This window comes from Brumicola pallidula DSM 14239 = ACAM 615 (assembly GCF_000428905.1).
GTDB classification, from domain to species: Bacteria; Pseudomonadota; Gammaproteobacteria; order Enterobacterales; family Alteromonadaceae; genus Glaciecola; species Glaciecola pallidula.
Genome location: NZ_AUAV01000008.1, coordinates 32308 through 54163, shown reverse-complemented (window position 1 = coordinate 54163; position 21856 = coordinate 32308). Strand labels below are relative to the sequence as shown.

Below are 21856 nucleotides of genomic sequence, written 5' to 3'. Positions count from 1 at the left end.
CACTTATGGTTTTTACAGAGTAAATAGGAGACTAATATGAGTCGTCATTTTGACCAAGCACAAGGCTTAATAGAGTATCACGATCCAGCTACCCATGAGTTTGTGTTTAATCAAACCATGTTTAGAATTAAAGATCCCGAACGCACGCTCACGTTTTATACTGACGTATTGGGCATGACGCTGACAACACGATTAGACTTTGATGAAATGAAGTTCACGCTATATTTTCTGGCTTGTATCTCACCAGAGCGTCACAGTGATTGGTCAAGGGATGACAATCAACGCATGGTGCAAACCTTTGGTCGCCCAGCTATGTTAGAACTTACTCACAATTGGGGTGATAAGAGCGACGACAGTGTGTCTTATCATAGTGGCAATGAGCAACCGAAAGGCTTTGGTCACATTGGTTTTGCATTACCAATCACTCTCTGGCACGTGTACCACTAGTCCATCATGTTCTTTGCTTAAAAATATCTGACAAGCCAGGCGGCTGTTTTCTTGCATATTATCAATAGCACCTTCTAATAGCTCTGTTTCCATATCATCAGCAAGGAGCATTTTATCTTTCCACTTGTCATCAATAAAACAATGGCAAGTTGCGCATGAGCAACAACCACCACAATCACCACTGATTTGTTCTATGTCGTTGTCTACTGCGGTTTGCATCAAACTGTCACCTTCATTGGCGGCGACGGTAATTTTATTTTTATCGGGTAAAATGAAGGTTATATTAAGCATAGTCATACTCCTGCTATTTCAGTGAAAGCACTATTAAGATCTTGGTTTTTGTCGGCCAGTATTATTTTGTTAACTTTAGGCAAATTATGGATATATTTACGACTGATCATAAATGATTTTGGCTGATTAATCGTGTCCACGGCAATTAGCTGGTTTTGGGCTAAATAGAAAACGGCCAGGCTTTTTTCTGTTTCTTGACGTATCACGATTTCGTCATAGCCCTCAGATAAACCAGCAGTTTGTAACTTGTCATCATACTGATCAGACCAAAACCAAGCCGTTGCAGAATAAGGCACGAACTGCCCACAAATAGCGGTGCTTGCGGTTTTTGCTTGATCCGTTGCATTTTGTACCGATTCAATACGTAATTGTTTTTGATAGACCGGATGGTAAAAGCTACTGCAGTCACCAATCGCAAAGATATTATGGTCTGAGGTCTGCATATACTCATTTACCCGAATACCGTTATTAACTTCTAGTCCGCATTGTTCAGCAAGTTGTTGTTCCGGGACAACACCAATACCCGCTATGACCATGTCAGCTTGGTAACGTTGACCATTTTGGGTCTCTACCGCTAGCACTTTATCAACACCTATAATTTCTGTCACTACGACATTTAGTTGTATATTGACCCCATGTGTAGTGTGTCGTTGAGTCAAATAATCACTCACCACATTACTGGTTATATGACTCAGAGGGCGGTCATGTTTAAGCAACAAGGTCACATTTTTACCTAATTTTTGCAGTGACGCTGCCACTTCTAAACCAATATAACCACCACCAATAACCACTACATTATTAGCGTGTTTTAAGGAATCTCTAATACCGATAGTATCTTGATAATCACGTAAATAATGCACCCCAGATAAATCACTGCCCGGCACGGTTAAACGACGAATAGACGCCCCTGTAGCGATAATTAATTTGTCATAGGATAGGCACTGCATGTCATCTAATGAGACGGTTCTCTGGTCTCGGTCAATATTAGTGACACGCTTACCTAACATCAAATCAATGTCTTTTTGTTGATAAAAAGTGTCGGGGCGCAGCCATAATTTTTGTTCGGGTAACACATTTTGTAAAAATGCTTTTGATAAAGGTGGACGTTGATAGGGCAAAACATTGTCAGCACTTATCAGTGTGACTTTGCCTGCATATCCCTGACGACGTAAATTAGCCGCTGCTTGCACTCCAGCGTGGCTGGCTCCAATAATAATACAACTCATGGCGTTAAGATTTCTCCAACTGTATCTAACAATGAGCTAAGTAAACGTTCAAACTTATCTACACCTTCATTTGCATCCGTATCAGGCATAGTCAAGACAGGAAAAATAACGTATTACATTGCTGTTTTTGCATTAGGTTATACGACTGATTAACAATATCGCTAGCGTTTTTCAGTAATCGGATATTTTCTAATCGAGTCATTGGAATACCTATTGAGCTGAAGGTTGAGCGCGCATTTTTTTCAGCCACATTTGATGAAATGTCATATTCACTTGATCCCAAGCTGCATTAAGATGGCCTTGGTTGGCTATCTCATTACTGCGAGTGACTTGTAATTTGTCAAGCAGTTCAATATCTTGCTGATTCACCTCATTTAGTATCTCATGTAAGGTGGTCTGCTCTGCTGCATATTCGTCACTTGCCGCCTCATCATTCACTACGTAAATACTTAATGATTCGGCTGTAGTGGTTTCGCCCATAGGTTTAATTACTATGGTTTGTACCCAACAAGGATCAACAAAGAATAATGTATTCGGGAAAATACCAAACCATTGCTGTGTTCCGCGCTTTTCTTGCGGTAAACCAGTAAAGTGTGGCAGTTGTTTAGCTGTTTTGGCCTGCTTAGCACTGGCACCATTGGCTAGGCGTAAACCCACAATATTCTCGGATAGCAGCAAATCATCTTGCTCGAGGACCGATTCTAAAGAGCATGCTTGAGAGTGAACAAAAGGAACATGATAACCATCAAGGAAGTTATCTACTGCTAATTTCCAGTTAACTTCACCGGAATAGTCGGTAGTGCTTATCTTACGGATATCATGTTGAGGATAAGAGGCTAACAACTCATCGAGTGGTTGGATAAAATCCCCAAAGGGTTCTGCTTGACCGTCAATATTGACAAAAATAATGTCCCACCAAATGGCAAAACGAACACTAATGAGGCTTTTGTCAGCTTTATCTTCTGCAGACATGACTTTATTTTCATTGCCAAAGTAACTCGGAGCGCTGAGCAGGTTACCGTCAATTTTGTAGGTCCATTTATGATATGGACATACAAGGCTGCGCTTATTGCAAGGTTCATCAACTAATGGGGCTCCTTTGTGGCGACATATATTGTGAAAAACGCCAATCTCACCATTTTTATTACGAATAGCAATTAACGAATGACCGGCGATTTTAACCGGCAGAATATCACCAGGCTTACTTATTTGTTGACCACAACCAATACTGGCCCAGCCATTAGTAAATAACTTTTCACACTCTAGTTGATAAGTGTCTTTGTCTTTAAATGCAGCAGCGGGAAGTCCGTGTGCAGTAATATGCTCGCTTGTAATTTGTGTTATATCGATCATGTTTGACTCCAAATTATTGATACTCATTTATCTATCGGGTATCTAATCACAGCTCAGCAATGCATAACATACGAAGAATGTTATGTTATTGAGTTTATTACGCCTAAAACAGCATATGTGCAATAACTACCAGTATCGGAAAAGCGATAACAGTGCGAATAATAAATATTGTTACTAGCTGCGTAATGGTTATCGGGATTGCCGAGCGCATTATCAAAATGGCGGTTTCGGCGAAGAATATCAGTTGTGTAAGTGACAGTCCGGCGAGCACAAATTTAGTGATAGGCGAGTTTAAATTACCCGCGATGATAGTGGGTATAAACTGATCCATTAAACCGATAAATAGGCCCGGAGCAGCCAGTTCAGCTTCTGGAATATGCAACAGCTCTAACAACAACGACAGCGGATAACTAATCGTTTGCAATATGCTTGTATTGTAATAAACCGCTAAGGTCAAAAACTCAATGGTCATGGCTGCTGGCATCATCATCAAGTAAATATCAATCATTGACCAAAAGCCTTTTTTAATTGATTTAGCTGGCGATGGAGAGCTCGTTGCTGTGGCTATTGCTCTATGAGCGGCCCATTTTAAGCGACTCTCACCGCTAACAACATCTTCGTTAAGTTGTTTGCCTTTGCCGTCGTAATATTCATCTTTAAATGACGATAATGGGGGTAGTTTAGGGGTAATAACCGCGCATAGAATGCAGATAAACAACATACTGGCATACAGTTGTAAGAAGTAATCTTCTAAGCCAGCTATTTGTGCTGTCAGCAATACAAAAGGAATCGATACAACTGAGAAGTTGGTCGCAATAACTGCAGACTCTCGTGTACTGTAAAAACCCTGTTTGTATTGATAGTTAGTCATCACTATAGCAATACTCGACGACCCAACCCAAGACGTTAATGTGTCTATAGTGGCTCGACCTGGTAAGTTAAATATTTTTTGGAAACCTTTTTGTAACAAGGTGCCGATAAAGTCTAATAACCCGTAGTCGGTCAAAAAAGGCAAAAATAGGCAGCCGAGACCTATTAATAAAAAAATCGCACCAGCCACATCAATATAGGCCGTGACGCCGGTTTCTTTAGCGATCACCCATGCTGGACCTATTTGGAAAAAAGTCATTACTGAGGTCACTCCTCCAATAATGGCGAGTGCGGTCCACAACCAATGAGAAGCGATAAATTTTTCGCTCCAAGGGAGTTTCTGAGCAAATGATTTAGGGCTTAAATTATAAATAATAGCGACTACTGCTCCGATAAAAAATATGCCGCAGGTGAATATTTTCATATCCTCAGCAATCAGCTGAGTGAGCAGTTTTGATACCAAACCAAGACTAATTGTCCAGGTGCCTTCATGTACAAAAGGCACAAGGAAAAAGGCGATACCGAATAGCGAACAGCCGACTAATTTTAGCCATGTCACTAAGGTAATAGATTGTTCTTTTTGGATGGCGTAGTCGTTTTCTATCATGATGAAATACCTCGTGGCGAGTTCACAGGAGTTACTGGTTTGTTATTGTTCAAACAACCAATAATATTGTCTGCAACGAGATTGGTCATTGCGGTATAGGCTTCTCTTTCAAAGTTGGCGAAATGCGAGGTTAAGGCTACATTTTTAGCGGTAATGTTATTGACTTTATCTGTGTACACATCGAGTCCAGCACCATGCAATTGGCCCGCGTTTAAACGGCAGATCAAGGCTTCCTCGTTAACTAGACCGGCGCGGGCAGTGTTGATTAATACTGCGTCGGGTTTCATTAGAGCCAGCATTTTTGCGCTGACTAAATCATAAGTATGTTCTGACAACGGCATGTTAACGCAGATGAAATCGGCGTTACTCATTAATTCTGCGAGCTCTACTTTTTTCGCGTTGACTGCTTGCCCCATTGCTTTATTTAGCGATAGATCATAATAGATAATAGTGTTGTTAAAGCCATGATGCATCATTTGCGCGACTCGAGAACCGATTCGACCCAAACCAATTATACCGGTAATTTTATTGCGGATAGAGACGGCTGTCGGGCGTTGAAAAGATGGCGCCGGATCGGCTTTCATTGCTTTACGTTCTGCACTTAATGCTGGAATTTGACGAGCAATAGAGACGAGTAAAGCGACGGTCGCTTCAGCCGTCGCATGAAATGCTTCCTCGGTAGGGGTGTTTGTTACTTGGATCCCTTTTTCTGCCGCCGCGACAACGTCAATATTAGAAAAACCAATGCCATAGTTGGCAATCAATTTGACTGTTGAAGGCATTTTTGCGATTAAGTCTGCGTCAATATCATCTTCTGTATGGGTTAATATCGCCGCGACATTTTGCATTTTTTCGAGCAACTCAGTCCGGTCACAAATATCATCTGAATCTGCAACGATTAATGTGATGCCGGCTTCACTCAGGCGAGCTTTTAACAGTGATGAGTTGAACAAGGGACGAGTAAGAAAAACATTCATAGTATAGTCCTCTAAAAGGCATACCCGCAATCAAGAGCAGATTCATCTAATTCAATTAAAAAGGGAGCGCCATGCGATTTTGCTTTAGTTAGGGCCGCCTTCAATTCTGCCAAGCTATCGGCATGAGTGGCTTGACAACCCATCGCTATGGCTAAGGCCACATAATTGGGAGGAATAATATCGACGCCCGTTTTCTCAACCTTTGCATCATCCATAAAACGTCGAATTTCGGCATGGCCTTGGTTATTCCAGACGATATAAATAACCGGGATATTGGCATCTACTGCACTAATAATTTCATTTAAACTGAATTGGCCACCACCGTCACCAGTTAAGCCAATAACCGGTAAGTGGGGAGCACCAATAGCCGCTCCAATCGCCGCCGGAAATGCGTAACCTAATGTTCCATAGCCCGTTGTTGAATGAAAATAACGGGCTGTATGACTCGTTTCGTAATACGCTTGAGCGTAGTAAGCAGGCTGTGTTGAATCCCCTACAATTATACAATCACCTAAGGTTTCGGTAATGGTTTTGAAAAAGTCGCTATACGCAGATTTTTTCATGTCTTGGGTGTCGGCGCGTAATTTGCTGCAGCGTGCGTAAACTGGATCGGTATTGCGGTGACTGTTTATTGGCAATTGTTTGTTTATTGCGTCTAATGCTTGCTGGGCTTCCGACATAATTGGTAGCGTTGGTTTGTGATTACGCATCAACTGTGCGCTATCAATGTCAATACGAATGAGCTTGCCTTGTATGTTCAAATCGCCCAAGAAGAAAAAGTCATAGTCTGTTTCGGCAAGTTCAGTGCCCACTGCTAATACGACATCAGCCTGCCTTTCAATTTCTTCGCGGATTGCTGGATGTGATGGCGTTGAGCCTATTGCTAGTGGATGATCAGGCGGCATTATACCTTTACCATTACAGGTGTTTACTACCGGCATATTTAGTTTTTCAGCTAAGGTTTGAGCCACTGAATCCACATTTTTAGCACCGCCACCTAAAATCATTATAGGTCGTTTAGCTTGGCTTAATAATGTAACCGCTTGTTGGATACTGCTGGCTTCTGGCGCAGGTGGTTTAGGCATTGGCCATGGTTGCATATCTAAGTGACTGGCATCTTGCGCCAATATATCAATCGGGATTTCTATGTGCACTGGACCCGGGCGTTGACTGCTAAATATGGTAAATGCTTGTGCTAGCACTTTGGGTAGATTGTCTACACTGAGCAAAGTATGACTGAATTTAGACACTTGCGAGGTAATGGCTAATTGATTAGGAAGCTCATGTAATCGCCCTTCGCCCATTGCCAATTGTTGAGTACGATTAACCGATGAAATAACCAGCATCGGGATCGAGTCCTGCATTGCTTGGCCCATAGCGGTGATAATATTCGTCATGCCCGGCCCGGTGATGATAAAACACACCCCAGGTTTTCCCGTTACGCGTGCATAACCATCAGCCATAAATCCAGCGCCCTGCTCATGACGTGGCGTAATATGTTTAAGTGTTGCACCTTTTAGTCCCCGATATAACTCTATGGTATGCACCCCTGGAATGCCAAAAACTGTATCGACAGCATATGCCTGTAATAATCGAGTCAGTGCTTCACCACATGTTTGTTGTAACATAAAAATTGTTTACCTTTGTATTTCGTAATAATGTAAATTTTCGTTTGCATAAATAAGTCTTATAACAATTTATTGTTAATAAAGAAGCCTACGTTTACTTAATCGCTCGCTGCCAGAGCTGCTCTGCAGTTTCTTTCATCACCAGTGCTTCCTGCCAACGATCACTCAATTCTTCTCCGTCGGCCGCGGTAATAGCGTAAACAGGAGGACCCAGTTCACACACGAAAACGCATGCATCTTGGCTTTCTTTACCATGTCGACTAATCCAATTGTCGAAACCTTCTGACCACCACTGTTGAAATAATTCAAACCAAGGTTTGTTTTGTGGGAACAAAAATGGAATTTGCACTTGCTCTCTTGAACCAACACGGCCATGGAATGCTTCTGCACGGGTAAGAAACTCAGAGATACGTTGATTAGCGAGATCATGTAAAGGTAAATAATACTCTTGGTTGACTAAGGTATGCGATAAGTCTGCGACCATCAATAATTCAGGTACTTGCTCCATTAACTGCAGGGTAAATAACAAGTCGTTGGTCATGCAATTACGGTGGATCTCTACGAGAGAGGTAATACCCGCCTTCTCACTTATTGCCATCCATTCTTTGGTTATGGCAGATATTTGCTCTACATTCCAAGCTTCAACTTGACCTATGATGGCAATGAAACGGGGTTTGATTGGTTGGCTAGAGGCAAATTCGATGATGTCTGCGTAATGCGCTGAATTTTTTACAAAAGCGTTATAAACTAAGTCTAAGCCATGTTCCTGCATTAGAGGCATAGCTTCACTGATGACGTCTAATGTATGGTAACCAATATCAAAACTCACGCCTTTAAATCCGGCCGCTGAAATTTTCTTAATTTTCTCTTCAAGGCTCAATTCAAAACCATCGGGTCTCTTATATTCCATTGCCCACATAGATTGGAAAACATCTAGTTTTGGCATAATCAATCCTTATTGTCGTTCGGCTTGATGCCGTGTTTTGCAAAGGTATCCAGTAACGGCGTTAGTTGTGTTTCGAATTTACGCCATAAATCAACGGAGCGGCTATAAATAGGCTCCCGCACTTGGCTCGCACTCGCTGTTTGGCTAGCACTGTTATTTTGGTGAAAATTAAGACACTCTGGATCCCAATCTAATTCGCAGAACGCCAGTAATTTGCGAGTTTGCTGTTCTTGGGAAGTCACCAAGTGCTCATATTCTATGCTGTATATTTGCTCTGGAAAACGTGACTTCCATTGCAGCATTAATTGATTGTATGCTGCGATGAAATCAGCAGTGTCTTTCAGGCAGTATGAATATTCGTAACCACGGTCGAATAACATTTTAAAATTACTCAAGGCTGCATCAAAGGGGTTGCGATTAACATGCACAATTTTAGCATTAGGAAAAGCGTGAAGAATTAGGCCGCAATACAAAAAGTTGTAGGGTAGTTTATCCACAAAACTGGGTGCTTCATTGACATAATTATTAGCTAATTGCAGATAGCGTGATGCCAGATCTTTCAATGTTTCAGGCGTTAAGCTTTTTACTAAATTTTGGTCGAGTCCTTCTAACCCGGCAGCGATGGGTTTACCCCCAGCTTCAAGCAATGCCATTGGAAAAGCGTTAAGCTCGCCGCCGCTGACTACCTTAGAATGACTTGCAAGAATACGTTCCACTAGGGTGGTGCCGGTTCTTGGTAAACCTACGATAAAGATAGGTGTTTGCTCATGAGTTTCAGGAGGGGATGGATGTAATGCTGGCTGAGCATCAGAAAACTCAACCACTGTTTTCATTAATCCCAAGTCTTGGGAAATATTATAAGGGCGTTGTTGACGTTTTATTGCGGCGCCTTGGCTATAGTGATCGAAAGCTTGGTTATAATTGCCGATGTCTTCATGTATTTTGCCAATCGCATAGTGCAGCATGATGTGACCATTGTCCCCAGACGTTAGTTGTTGCTGACATCTTTCGAGCAATTTTATTGGCGCTTCCGACGCCTTAAATCTACGTAATTGCGACAGGCTATAACATGCTTGGTAATTATTGGGTTCTAGTTCAATGACTTCGCGATGCAGCTTTTCGGCACCGGTAATGTCCCCCTTAAAACGCAACAAAGCGGCTAATTGATTACGACTACTTAAACTATCAGGCTGTATTTTTAACGCGTTTGAATGGGCCAATACAGCAAGATCAAGTTGATTAGCCATGTAACGCAGCTCGCCGTATTTATTCCACTGTTGGGCATTGCTATGCACGTTTAATAAATCGCTCGCGCTATCAAGTGCTCTGATCGCAGGTCGAAAAACCTGTAAGTGCAAATAACAGCCAGCTAGCTGAAAAACATGCCAAACATTGTTTGGTTCACAGTCAATGGCCTTCAATATTGCATTGATGGCCATTTTATTTTGCCCCGTGCGGATGCTTATTTCAGACAGGTCTGACCATAGCTGCGCATCGCTTGGATATTTTGTCAATCCATCAGTACAAATACTAGCCGCTTTATCAATATTATTTGCGGCTAGGCTTGTCTGCACCATTTGATGGTAGTCTGAGTTGTATTGATTCAAAATATCCATTCTCATCTATGCTTAAACTTTATTAAAAACGGTTATTACCTTAGAACTTATAACTAATAGAGGCACCGATAGTGCGCGGACGAACGCGGTACAATTGGTCACCCAGCTGTGTTGTGCTGTATTGTTCCCCAGCCTTCACTTCACCTGCAGCAGCATCGATAATATATTTGCCATCACCGTCAGAAGCCGTCGCATCATCTGCATTAAATAGATTTTCTGCGAATACAGTGAAGGTCCAGCTGTCGACGTCAAATTTAACGCTGGCGTTCCATAACGTTGAGGCGGGGATCTCGTCATATCCTACCTCATAAAAAATTGAGGGTTCAAGAAAACCAGTAGTAAATTCCGCTTTGTATGAAACACCCAGTTGAGCGCTCATCACAACATCTGCAAACTCTTTTCGATAATGCAGTGAGCTAATAAACGTAGACTCCGGAACGCCAGGTAACGCTTCCCCCTCTGCAGCGCCAAAGGCACCATCAGGTATAATAAAATCTTCTGTCAGCTCTGCATTGGTATAGGTGTAACCAACGTTAAGTTTTAGGTCATCCGTCAATCTTGTGTTTAGTTCAAGCTCAATTCCTTTAGATTCCGCGCTTTGCGCATTGATCATAGCTGGAAAACCGCCCGCCGGTGATTGTACTAACAGAATTGGGTTTTCCCAGTCAATGTAATAGGCAGTTGCACTGTAATAAAGCGAACTATCCAGTAGGTTACCTTTGATCCCAAGCTCATAGTTGGTGGTTTTGTCGGGTTCAAAAAATAGGTAATCGTCACTTTCGCCAAAAATGCCTGTGGTTGGTAAGCCATTAGCACCACCATGACGAGTACCTTGAGAAATATTTAAATAAACCTTGGTATCAAGATCGATATCGTAAGCGGCATTGAAACGATACAGCAAATCACTGAATTCTTTTTCATCTTCACCAGCTGCATACCCTCGAGGATCGATACCGGATGACGTTGTATCACCACAAGCGAAGAAACCCAGCGTGGTATTCCAAAATGTTTCACATGCAGGTAACAGTACTTCTTGTTTGGCATAAAAATCTTGTTCAAAATAACGCAGGCCGACAGTGATGCTGAGTTGATCTGTTGGATAATAAGTTAGTTCACCAAATATTGCGTAGTCTTCAAACTCAGTTTCTTGTATGTTGGCGTAACCAACATCTGTACCCACAGGGTTGGTGATGTTAAAAGCGGCATCTAAACCATATACATAATCATAAGCGTCAGCGGAAAAATCCACCGAGTTGTAATACACGCCTAACAACCAATCAATATCATTATTAGTTGACCCGGTTAAACGAAATTCTTGGGTGATTGTGTCAGTTTTATAATTTTTCTTACCGACAATGACTTCAGAGGCCGGAGATATTCCGCCAGTGTAACCGTAATAAGAGACATAATAAGGTCCCCACCAAGTTGAATGACCATAGTTATAACTTTGGTCGTACTTGCTTTTTGCTTCGTTGCTGGTAATCGAAGTAGCCGACGTTAAGTCAGCAAAACCTAAGTCATGCTCTATTACCAATGAAGTAATACTGGTTTCACGTTCAAATTTTTCAATAATTTTAGCGGCAGACTGATAGCCTTCTAACCCTTCTGACGTAGCTGAAGAACCGTTTACATTGTCTTTCTGCATATTGTAGGTAAGCAACACTTCGGTTTTGTCGGTAGGTAACCAACGAGCAGACAAGCGAACCATAGATACGTCTTCATCATTAATATCTTCAGCACGTAAATATTCGCCGGTTGGTTGCAGATTTCCATCTAACCCAGCAATATAATCGCTATCGATGTAACCTGCATTTTCAAGCTGTGTAACCACAGCACGAACCGCAAAATTTTCACTAATAGGTACATTTAAGGTGAATTCAAGGTCATGGTTTAGACTTCCAGCCTCATCAGTGGCGGACATTTTTGCTTGGGCTTTGCCTGACACTTTGTCAAATTCTGGTTTATTCGGAATGTAACGCAAGGTTCCACCCAAAGAGCCTGAACCATACAAGGTCGATTGTGGGCCTTTTAATACTTCAACTCGATTCATATCGCGTAATTCAAGATTAGCAAACAGGGGAGTTTCACCTAAATAAACGGAAACAACAGGATCCGTTGTCATGGCAAAATCTTCTTGAGCACCGCCAGTAAGATTAAGGCCACGCATAATAATCCCTGAAGATATACCATTTTTACCACGGCCAACGTCCGTTAACGTTAGGCCTGGTATAGATCTGGCTAAGCTAGAAAAGTCTGTAATACCGGCATCTGATAACGCTGTGCCACTATAGGCTGAAATACTATACGGTACTTCCTGAATGCTGGTTTCGCGACGAGTAGCTGTGACTGATATTTTTTCAATATCGTTTATTTGAGGCTTTTTGGCGTCAGTAGACTCCGTTTGTGCCAAGCTGTATAGCGGAGAACCGAAACAGGCGCAGCACACTGCGACTTTTAACTTGCTTAGTTTGAACATCACAATACTCCGTAGGATTAAATCTTATAGTAACTATAATAAGTGTGTATTTTGTTAAGCTGAGTTGCATACTATTAATTTGGGTTTTAACCCGCAAACGACCAAAATTACTGGCGGTATTCCAAAATGTAATGGTTTGTGAAATAATCTCCAGACTGAAGGAAGAAATGTTTTTATGTTCTGATGGTAAGTCTTGATGTATTTATCAAGGGGCAGTGTTTATGCTGCAATCAGCAAGTACTCTAATGAAATTGAGCTCGTAGAACAAGTTCGTGTTAATGGCTAAGGTGCGTTGAGTGAAAGGAAAACTTCCTAGTATTATTTCTTTACAGTGTTTTGATGCGGTTTGCCATCATTTGAATATGACTTACGCTGGTGAGGCTTTGTTCTTGACACAAAGTGCAGTTAGTCGACAAGTTAAAAATCTTGAAAGCTTAATTGGCAGAAAGCTTTTTTATCGACAGGACAATCAATTAACGTTAACTCCTATCGGTGAGCAATATGCTGAAGAGGTACACAAGATATTAAGCAGTCTTCGTGCGGTCACTCAAAAAATATCCTCTAACACTAAAGATACCAAAACTATTAAATTAAAAGTGGTGACCGAGCCCACTTTTGCAATTGCTTGGCTGATGCCGAAATTACACGAGTTTTATATTAATTACCCTGATATTGAAATTGATTTAGGCACCGATTTCGAAGCCGTTACCCGCAATACTCGCCGTTGTGATTTCGCTATTTTATGGGGAAATGGTAGCTGGCCTCATTATTACGCTGAACCATTACGCCACGATACATTTTTGGCTGTTTGTACTCCTCGGTATTTAAGAGGTAGAAAACCAGTAAAAACGATGCGAGAGGTAGCAAATTTTGATTTCATTCATCAAAGTAGTGCTATGTCGACCACCGATGAGTGGTTTTTAAAAGCAGGCATGACTGAAAAAGAAATATCTATGATCGGTGGGCAACACTTTGACTATTTCATTTATTTATTACAGGCAGTGAAAAACAATATTGGAGTATCAATACTCCCTGAATATCTCGTAAAGGATGCAATTATAGAAGGTGAATTAATTGTAGCCTGCGAAGAGAGTTTAAAACCGAGTCAACGATTCCATATACTTTATGATAAAGAAAGACAGGATGATTATGCCATTCGTCAATTTAGAAAATGGTTGTTGAGTCATAAAAATGATATGTAATTTATATGCAGGACAATTACCTCATGTCTACTAATAGTTTAACTCATCAGGTGGCCTTAATAGACGCTTTGGGCACAAACAATTTTTTTTCAGTGCTGGTCAAGCTATTTGAATCTCAGTTACCGGTAGATAGTAGCTCGGTTATTTTTTATAACAAAAATATGCCACCCGAGTTGCTGTTTGCAAACTTACTTGAGCATGAAGACAAGATTTTTTACGCAAGTTTTCTCGATGGCGCATATGTTGCTAGCCCCGCTTATCAAGGCTTCATGAATAATTATGCTGATGGCGTTTATGCTTGGTCTGAATTGATGCCAGACGGCTTCAAAAATTCACAAATGTACGCGTCTTATTACCAGCCAAGCGGTATCGAAGATCTAGTTTATTTTTTCATTAATAATGACGAGTTCGGTTTTATTCAATTTTGTCTTGGTCGACATTCTCCTAACCCAAAATTTAGCCCCGTTGAGTTAAGCCTATTCGCAACGAGGGGTCTGTTGGTTACTTCATTAATCCGCAAGCATGTAGCATTCACATTGCAGCAACAGGCACAAGAAGTGCTTCCTTTGTCTTCGGTAGTCTCAGAACGAGTAAACTATTTACTGGATAACTTTGAAGCGGAAGTATTGACGCGTAGAGAAAGACAAATTGCTAAATTAGTGATTACTGGACATTCATCACAGTCAGCCGCAGACAATTTAAATATTTCTCCCGGCACAGAACGAGTGCACCGCGCAAAGCTATATGCCAAATTGAAATTACGCTCAAACTCAGAACTCTTTTCCTATTTTTTGGATCAACTCACTCGACTTTACTAAAAAACCTTTAGTATCTATCAATTTCACGGCAACATTTGCAAAAATATTCTCGCTTCTGGGTGATTTTGTAAGCGCGCTTTTTCTAACCATTGACGCGCGTCTTCAAGCATTTTAGCTGATGGTGGTAGTTCGGTTCCGTAGTTGGTTATGAGCATTACGCCGAGATTGAATTGTGCATCCGGATCCCCTTGTTCGGCAGATTTACGAAACCAATCAGCCGCTTGTTGGTTGTCGCGAGGAACCCCCGCGCCTTGTTCGTAGGCGGTTCCCAAATGAAGCTGTCCTAAGCGATCTCCAGCCTCGGCGCTGAGGCGATACCATTGAACCGCTATTTGCATATCACGAGGAAAACCAAGTCCGTTTTCATACAAATTGCCAATGTTGTTCATCGCGGTTGTATTGCCTTCATCAGCAAGTTCTTTCCAAAGTTCATAGGCTTTTTCATAATCGCCCATTTTGAACACAGCGTAAGCTTTTAAAGCGCCAACCCCGGTGTTCTCTGCATGCACGCTACCTGAAACACAAAAGCAGAATATAATCACTAGCGAACAAAAACTGTTTTGGATGTAACTCATAAAAACTCCTATTGTAAAATTAACTGCTTACCCACTTTATATTCGCGATACGGATGACCATTATTATTAAATGGAACTGCCCTGCAGGCCATTACTTTCGCCATGGTATTTAATCGGCGATAAAAGCATGGTTGCTCACTGTCCATATAGTACTCGTTTACTGTTTCATCATTAGTTATAAATAATTCATACCTTAGTAGTAGTCCTATTGGTCTTCTCCATCTAACCAACTGTTATTACTTGTTTTATTACTATTTATTAAATGCTCATTATGCATATTTTATTGTAATTTTAAGCCAGTTTCTTTATCTTAAAAGCATAGTTAACAGGGATAGAAATATGATAAAACCATGTTTAATAGGCTTACTGGTTATTACATCTTTTGCGAACGCAAATACAGATCAAAATACACTGGAAACAATCGTGATTACTGGCAGCAGCCCGCTGAGTAAGTTGTCAGATACGCAGTCCATAATTGGGCAAACTCAGATACTGACGTCCGACCAACTGCATCGCTTACCGTCGCGTTCATTGGCTGAAATCATGCGTAACCAATTGGTTAGTGTGAACATTAATGACGTACAGAACAATCCGTTTCAACCCGATGTTCAGTACCGTGGTTTTACCGCCTCTCCTTTATTGGGATTACCGCAAGGTCTATCTATCTACTTAAACGGGACCCGTGTTAACGAACCCTTTGGTGACACGGTTAATTGGGATCTATTACCGTTAGAAGCATTAGATAATGTTTTATTATTTTCGACTTCAAACCCTGTCTTTGGTCAAAATACCTTAGGCGGAGCGATAGTGTTGAATACTAAAAATGGGTTCAGCTATGAAGAGACGGCAATTGACATCTCAGTAGGTCAATATGGCCGCAAAGAATGGTCATTACAAAGCGGCATGAACCAAGGTAATTGGGGGCTCTATATATTGGCAAATCAATACCAAGAAGATGGATGGCGTGATTTTTCCCCCAGTGAAGTTAATCAATTTTTCTCTACCCTATCGCACCACACTAGCGATTCACAGATTGATCTGACGTGGCTGCATGTTGACAATGAGTTGCTAGGTAATGGGGCTATTCCAGAAGCGCTGCTAGAATTTGAGCCTCGCTCTGCTGTGTATACCCATCCGGACCAAACTAATAATGAATTAAATTTTATTACGCTTAATATAAATACCTCCTTAAATGACTCTCTTGATCTGATCGTTAATGCATTTTATCGAGATAATGAAACCCAATCAATTAACGGCGATGACAGTGATTATGGTGCTTGTGAACTTACGCAAGGTCTGGTTACTTTATGTGATTTAGAGGATGATAACGAGCCGCAAGCTGTTAATTTTGTAGGATATGAGGGCTTGGCCTTTAGCCAAATTAGTGACATTGATGCCGATGAGGTTGATGGCACTTACAATACTGGTCGTGCGCGCACTGAGAGTAGGGGAATGACAACGCAATTAAGTCAGCAATTTAAGCTCGGGGCACGGCCATCACAAACTATTTATGGTGTGGGTGCTATTCTTGCTGGTATTAATTATCAAGCCGATAGTGCCTTTGGGATTTTGGCTAATGATACAGCAGACGACTCTCGCGTAGTGATCCCATTAACCGGTTTATTAGATGATGAGGCTCGGGTGCGTTTAGATGTTGATACAACTGCAACGTTTGCGTATGTGTCCAATGTGACGGAACTTAGTAGCGCGATGACCTTGAATATAGCGGCACGCTATAATCGGGATCATATCCTAATGAGGGATTTGATTGACCAAGGGGAAGGTTCATTAAATGGCGATCATCGCTTTACTAGTTTTAATCCAGCCATCGGTTTAACGTATGCCATTTCTGATGTATCGAGCTTTAATCTATCCTATGCTCAAGCGACTCGAGTTCCTAGCCCCGCTGAGTTAAGTTGCGCCGATGAGGACGACCCATGTCGTTTACCGAATGGATTTGTAGCAGACCCACCGCTTAACAAGGTGGTTACGCGTACCTTGGAAGCTAGTTTTGTGGGTTCACTCGATACACTATCTTACAATGCCACTGTGTTTCATTCACAAAGTGAAGACGACATTATATTTCAACAAGCAGGCACGACTTCTTCTCGTGGTTATTTTATCAATATCGACAAAACTCAACGACTCGGTGTTGAATTATCGGTCAGTCGTCAATTTGATCAATGGTCAACAAGTGCGTCCTACAATTATCTCGATGCGACCTTTGAATCCGGTTTCACGTCGTTTAGTCCTATGAATCCACTGGGTCCAAATCGTCAAGTATCCGCCGGTGACACAATCCCAGGTCAACCTCAGCACCAAGTAAAATTACGCGGTGTTTATCACCACTCAGATAGTCTGAACATGGGTGCACAATTTATATATGCCAGTAAACAATACTATCGTGGTGATGAGGCGAACGAAAACAAACAAATTGGCGCATACAGCTTAGTCAATATATTTTCAGAATATATTGTTAATGACCGGGTAACCTTTGCTTTGCGTGTGGATAATTTATTCGATAGTGACTATGACACCTTTGGCACTTATGGCGAAGCTGATGAAGTACTGGAAGATATCTATCCGACTATTGATTCACCCTATTTCATTGGTGTTGGACACCCCAGAACAGTCTCAATCAATGTCCAATATAAATTTAACTCGTCACCCTAAAGAGTGAGCTACTGATAACAACTCTCTGGTGGACAAGCCACAGCCTTAGATTGCTTGTCACCATCTATTTTTAATGACAAGCCAGCGTGGAGACACCTAGCATGAAACATAATATTTATTTAATTAAGCGACAACTACTTCAGGTTTATAGTAGGTACTGCGTGTTTTTAATAACGCTCGCCATATTTGCTTTGCCTGTAAATGCAGATACTGCTGACGAATTGCCTGTGTTGAAAGTGGGGGTGTTGCAGTTTGGTACTATTAACTGGGAAATGGATACGATTGTGCATCATGGATTGGATAGCGCTAATGGATTTAGTCTCGAAGTTCATAATTTTGCCAGTAAAAATGCCTCAGCCGTTGCTCTGCAAAGCGGTGCAGTGGACATTATATTGAGCGACTTATTTTGGGTCAGTCGCCAGCGTTCGCAAGGTAAAGCCTATGTATTGATGCCTACAACAAAAGCGTCCGGAGGCGTATATACCCGGGCTGATAAAAGCATTGCGCAATTACTTCGAAATACGAATCAATCAATAGGTGTCGCAGGCGGCGCAGTAGATAAAAATTGGTTATTGCTGCAGGCGTATGCAAAACATAATAAAATGGATTTAAGCGCCCACCTAAGTCCCAAATTTGGCGCGCCTCCATTATTAAATCGTTTTATGCTGGCCGATGAGTTAGACGCCATTATTAATTTTTGGCATTATAATGCGCGTCTCGAAGCAGCGGGTTACCGCTTAGCTTTGTCCGTTATGACGATGCTAACTGAGCTCAACATCAGTAGTGATGTGCCTTTATTGGGTTGGGTATTTGCACAAGATTGGGCCGCGCGGGAACCTGATTTAGTCAAAAGTTTTATGCACGCATCTATGGCAGCTAAACAACGACTGGTAACTGACGCTGGCGAATGGGAGCGTATTCGAGGCTTAACCAAAGCTGAAAGTGAGCAGGTATTTATGATATTAAAAGAGCAATATCCACAAACCCTCTTAAGCCAATTCGGTGCTGATGAAATTGCTGCAACTAAAGCCTTATTTGATATTTTCGCTGACATCGGCGGACACGCATTGATGGGGCAGGTAGATGTATTTGAACCTAATATCTATTGGTCTGAAGCTGAGAAAGTATGGCAAACGAAGCCGTAAATCCGCATACAATGCCCATTGCACCTGTGTATATCAAACTAGGTGTATTTGCGTTACTGATGGCTGTGTGGCAAGGGTTCGCCATGTTATTGGACGTGCCTGACTTACCATCACTGACGCAGACCTTACAAGCTCTTTATTATCATACACATGAAGGTGATTTGATTAATAACGTGTTGATTACCCTCGCCCGTGTGTTGATAAGCTTTATACTGGCCATGCTGATAGGCAGTATTTTTGGCATTGCGATGGGTTCGAAAGCTTGGTTTAACAATATTAGTGAAAGTTTGTTGATTATTTTGTTGAATATACCGGCTCTAGTTGTCATTATTTTATCCTATATTTGGATTGGTTTGGTAGAGGCCGCAGCAATTTTGGCCGTGGTGATTAACAAGGTGCCCACCGTCGCTGTCATGTTGCGTGAAGGTGCACGAACTACTGATACAAAACTAGCCCAAGTTGCTAAAGTCTACCAACTATCTTGGTATCGTTTTATGCGCGCTGTATATCTACCTCAGTTGTATCCCTTTTTCTTAGCAGCTGCGCGCAATGGCTTATCTCTGATCTGGAAGATCGTTTTGGTTGTGGAACTTTTAGGACGTAGTGATGGCGTAGGCTTCGCCTTATACAGTATGTTTCAATTCTTCGATATTGCAGGCATTCTTGCTTACACGATGGTATTTATTGCCGTCGTATTTGTAATTGAATTGGTGTGTTTTAAACCCTTTGATTTACGTATCCAACGCGGGCGATAACATGAGTTCAGTAGACCTTACAATTAATCAATTGTCTTACTCCGAAGATAACGGCTCTCAAACCATAATTGATCACATTGACCTTGCAATCAAAGAAACCGAATTTATCTGCATTGTGGGTCCGTCAGGCTGCGGTAAAACGACATTACTTAACACCATTGCGGGCTTATTAAATAGCCCAAATGCCACCGTTAAGTTTAGCCAAGCCGACATTCGCTTAGGATATATTTTTCAAGAGCCTCGTCTGATGCCATGGCTAACTTTACAACAAAACATTGAATTAGTATTGCCACAACCAAATCCGCAATTAGTCAAACAGGTGCTCAAAGAAGTTGGCTTATTGGCATACACACAGCATTATCCTAATGCATTATCTGGTGGCATGTTGCGGCGCGCCAGTATCGCCCGTGCTTTTGTGATCCAGCCACAATTATTACTCTTGGATGAACCCTTCGTGTCGCTTGATTCACCAACCGCAATGAAATGCCGAGCACTGCTGCTTAACATGGCTAAGCAACATCAAACAACCATCGTATTCGTTACTCATGATGTCAATGAAGCGCTTTATATGGCGGATCGTATTGTGTTTTTATCTAACAGCCCGTCGACAATTATTCATGAGTTAGTATTGAACCGGTCAGCTCAACAGCACTCAGGTGACTACGAATCGCCTCACCAACAAGCACTTAAGTCTGCATTATTCAGCCAATATCCTAAAATTTTGGAAGGGACGCTGGCAACGAGTTAGTACTTCCGTTGTATTTTATTCATCCCTAAGAGCTACTCATTTAGGATATGTCTAATTAACTCTATAAATCAGCAATATGTGGAATTCATAAGCGTGTTTATTAATCGTAATCTTTGTTCAAAATATAACAAACACACATTCGGACACTATTATGGACACTATTATGGACACTATTATGAAACCTACTTTAACAAAAAGTCTTATTGCCACGGCCGTATTAGCAGCTTCTTGGCACGCCAATGCCGCGGTTGAAATTTATAATAAGGATGGCACTACCTTCTCTGCAGACGGCTTAATTAACATCTTTTATGTCAACAGTAGTATTGAAGCAACCGACATAAGCGGTGCCGTATCGGACCGTGATCAATCTCGAATTAAAATGGGATTTTTGCCTAACAACATTGGCTTTAACTACGGTAAGCAACTAGATGATTTGAAAATTGAAGTACGGTCTTCATTTTGGGTAAGTATTAACGATACTGATCTCAGTCGCGGTGCAACAGCCTTGGGCACGAACTCATTAATAGATGTACGTCAATTTTATGCAAAATTGTCCGGAGATTGGGGTTCAGTGACCTTAGGTAAAGACTTTGGTTTATTTAACCGCACCAATATTTTAGGTGATGAATTACTCTTAGGTTATGGGCAAACGTCGGACACGTTTGGATTAGTCGATGGCGGCAACGTCTCATTTGGTAACATCTCCACAGGTTATTCGTATCCGATGCCCAAAGCACAGATCACTTATCGAACCAATGATATGAACGGTTTTAATGTGGCCGTTGGTGTAATGGACCCAAGTAAATCCGCTGCAGATTCATCAGAAGACACACCACGTGTCGAATTTGAAGCTTCGTATACTACCGAACTTAATAATGTGGGGGTCAAAGGTTGGCTGAATGGCTTATCGCAAACGAGTGAAGTACAGGGCATTGAGCAAGACCAATCTGGATTAGGATATGGATTAAACGTCAAATTCTCTGGTTTATCGTTGACCGCATCTGGTTATTCTTCGGAAGGTGTCGGATACGTTGCTGGCTTAGACAATATCGTTGGCGCTGAGTCGAATGAGTCCGACGGTTCTTTATTACAAGTATCTTACACCACAGGTGATAATCGTTTTGTGATTTCATCAGGTGAAACCGAAAACCAAGATACTGCCAATATGGCAGCGGGTATCACTACCCACAAAAACGTTGCATTGGGATATTTTAGAACGGTTCGCCCTGGTATTATCATGGTTGCCGAATTTAACAATACCGAGTCTGAAAACTCGATAACTAGTTTGGCAGAAGATAATAAGACTTTCTCGATTGGTACAGTTGTGACCTTTTAAACGCCACTCTTATCTCTCAACACATCAGCGTGTTGAGACATTATTAATCATCTGCTGTGGGTGTTAGGAATAAACACCCCGTTTTGTAAATTAACACAAATAATTTTATGCAACTTCAGTCTTAGTTTGTTAGCAGTTAAGATAAATCATGTTACTATCACGATAGT

Annotated in this window: 18 protein-coding genes and 1 pseudogene; 8 read left to right on the top strand and 11 right to left on the bottom strand. The window is 41.5% G+C overall.

Going from position 1 to position 21856, the window contains the following annotated elements; genetic code table 11:
• Nucleotides 1-36: 36 nt before the first annotated feature.
• Nucleotides 37-420: pseudogene (locus G399_RS19955) on the top strand (VOC family protein); the annotation flags it as partial.
• Here the strand turns inward: G399_RS19955 and G399_RS0101855 are convergent.
• The 9 genes from G399_RS0101855 to G399_RS0101810 all read right to left on the bottom strand — a co-directional run bounded on the left by G399_RS0101855 (nucleotide 415) and on the right by G399_RS0101810 (nucleotide 12437).
• Nucleotides 415-738 (bottom strand): 2Fe-2S iron-sulfur cluster-binding protein, encoded by a 324-nt coding sequence (locus G399_RS0101855; RefSeq protein WP_006014127.1) that lies wholly within the window; start codon nucleotides 736-738, stop codon nucleotides 415-417. The pseudogene G399_RS19955 and the gene G399_RS0101855 overlap by 6 nt on opposite strands.
• A gap of 2 nt (nucleotides 739-740) precedes the next feature.
• Nucleotides 741-1964 (bottom strand): NAD(P)/FAD-dependent oxidoreductase, encoded by a 1224-nt coding sequence (locus tag G399_RS0101850; RefSeq protein ID WP_006014126.1) that lies wholly within the window; start codon nucleotides 1962-1964, stop codon nucleotides 741-743.
• 210 nt (nucleotides 1965-2174) lie between these two features.
• The gene (locus tag G399_RS0101840) at nucleotides 2175-3317 is read right to left on the bottom strand and encodes an aromatic ring-hydroxylating oxygenase subunit alpha (RefSeq protein ID WP_006014124.1); all 1143 of its coding nucleotides are present in this window, start codon (nucleotides 3315-3317) and stop codon (nucleotides 2175-2177) included.
• A gap of 103 nt (nucleotides 3318-3420) precedes the next feature.
• Complete coding sequence (locus G399_RS0101835; protein WP_006014123.1) at nucleotides 3421-4794, bottom strand: YjiH family protein; 1374 nt, start codon at nucleotides 4792-4794, stop codon at nucleotides 3421-3423.
• Nucleotides 4791-5771, bottom strand: coding sequence for a 2-hydroxyacid dehydrogenase (locus G399_RS0101830; RefSeq protein WP_006014122.1), 981 nt, complete (start codon nucleotides 5769-5771; stop codon nucleotides 4791-4793). Before G399_RS0101830 ends, G399_RS0101835 begins: the two co-directional genes overlap by 4 nt.
• 11 nt (nucleotides 5772-5782) lie before the next feature.
• Nucleotides 5783-7399, bottom strand: coding sequence for a 5-guanidino-2-oxopentanoate decarboxylase (locus G399_RS0101825; protein WP_006014121.1), 1617 nt, complete (start codon nucleotides 7397-7399; stop codon nucleotides 5783-5785).
• Between the two features lie 94 nt (nucleotides 7400-7493).
• On the bottom strand, nucleotides 7494-8345 hold the full coding sequence (locus G399_RS0101820; RefSeq protein ID WP_006014120.1) for a hypothetical protein: 852 nt from the start codon (nucleotides 8343-8345) through the stop codon (nucleotides 7494-7496).
• A 2-nt stretch (nucleotides 8346-8347) separates the two neighbouring features.
• The gene (locus G399_RS0101815; protein WP_006014119.1) at nucleotides 8348-9961 is read right to left on the bottom strand and encodes a tetratricopeptide repeat-containing sulfotransferase family protein; all 1614 of its coding nucleotides are present in this window, start codon (nucleotides 9959-9961) and stop codon (nucleotides 8348-8350) included.
• A gap of 40 nt (nucleotides 9962-10001) precedes the next feature.
• On the bottom strand, nucleotides 10002-12437 hold the full coding sequence (locus G399_RS0101810; RefSeq protein WP_006014117.1) for a TonB-dependent receptor: 2436 nt from the start codon (nucleotides 12435-12437) through the stop codon (nucleotides 10002-10004).
• 296 nt (nucleotides 12438-12733) lie between these two features.
• On the opposite strand from G399_RS0101810, the gene G399_RS21155 reads away from it, so the two are divergent.
• Together G399_RS21155 and G399_RS0101795 are read left to right on the top strand one after the other, a co-directional pair.
• The gene (locus G399_RS21155) at nucleotides 12734-13639 is read left to right on the top strand and encodes a LysR substrate-binding domain-containing protein (protein WP_006014115.1); all 906 of its coding nucleotides are present in this window, start codon (nucleotides 12734-12736) and stop codon (nucleotides 13637-13639) included.
• Nucleotides 13640-13662: 23 nt separating this feature from the next.
• Nucleotides 13663-14457: a helix-turn-helix domain-containing protein gene (locus G399_RS0101795; RefSeq protein WP_006014113.1), complete on the top strand. Its 795-nt coding sequence runs from the start codon at nucleotides 13663-13665 to the stop codon at nucleotides 14455-14457.
• A 23-nt stretch (nucleotides 14458-14480) separates the two neighbouring features.
• On the opposite strand, the gene G399_RS21150 is transcribed toward G399_RS0101795, so the two are convergent.
• Nucleotides 14481-15032, bottom strand: coding sequence for a tetratricopeptide repeat protein (locus G399_RS21150; RefSeq protein ID WP_006014111.1), 552 nt, complete (start codon nucleotides 15030-15032; stop codon nucleotides 14481-14483).
• Between the two features lie 8 nt (nucleotides 15033-15040).
• Nucleotides 15041-15178: a hypothetical protein gene (locus tag G399_RS21880; RefSeq protein ID WP_006014109.1), complete on the bottom strand. Its 138-nt coding sequence runs from the start codon at nucleotides 15176-15178 to the stop codon at nucleotides 15041-15043.
• Nucleotides 15179-15371: 193 nt separating this feature from the next.
• On the opposite strand from G399_RS21880, the gene G399_RS0101780 reads away from it, so the two are divergent.
• The 5 genes from G399_RS0101780 (at nucleotide 15372) to G399_RS0101760 (ending at nucleotide 21689) form a co-directional block, all read left to right on the top strand.
• The gene (locus G399_RS0101780; RefSeq protein WP_006014107.1) at nucleotides 15372-17705 is read left to right on the top strand and encodes a TonB-dependent receptor; all 2334 of its coding nucleotides are present in this window, start codon (nucleotides 15372-15374) and stop codon (nucleotides 17703-17705) included.
• Nucleotides 17706-17866: 161 nt separating this feature from the next.
• A complete protein-coding gene (locus tag G399_RS0101775) occupies nucleotides 17867-18850 on the top strand; it encodes an ABC transporter substrate-binding protein (protein ID WP_006014105.1) in 984 nt (327 codons plus the stop codon).
• Nucleotides 18832-19605, top strand: coding sequence for an ABC transporter permease (locus tag G399_RS0101770; protein WP_006014103.1), 774 nt, complete (start codon nucleotides 18832-18834; stop codon nucleotides 19603-19605). The genes G399_RS0101775 and G399_RS0101770 overlap by 19 nt, the downstream gene beginning before the upstream one ends.
• A 1-nt stretch (nucleotide 19606) precedes the next feature.
• Nucleotides 19607-20353 carry an ABC transporter ATP-binding protein gene (locus tag G399_RS0101765; protein WP_006014102.1) on the top strand — a complete coding sequence of 249 codons (747 nt, stop codon included), beginning with the start codon at nucleotides 19607-19609 and terminating at the stop codon, nucleotides 20351-20353.
• Between the two features lie 175 nt (nucleotides 20354-20528).
• Nucleotides 20529-21689, top strand: a complete 1161-nt coding sequence (locus G399_RS0101760) for a porin (protein WP_026843358.1) — start codon at nucleotides 20529-20531, stop codon at nucleotides 21687-21689.
• The last annotated feature ends 167 nt before the right edge of the window (nucleotides 21690-21856 follow it).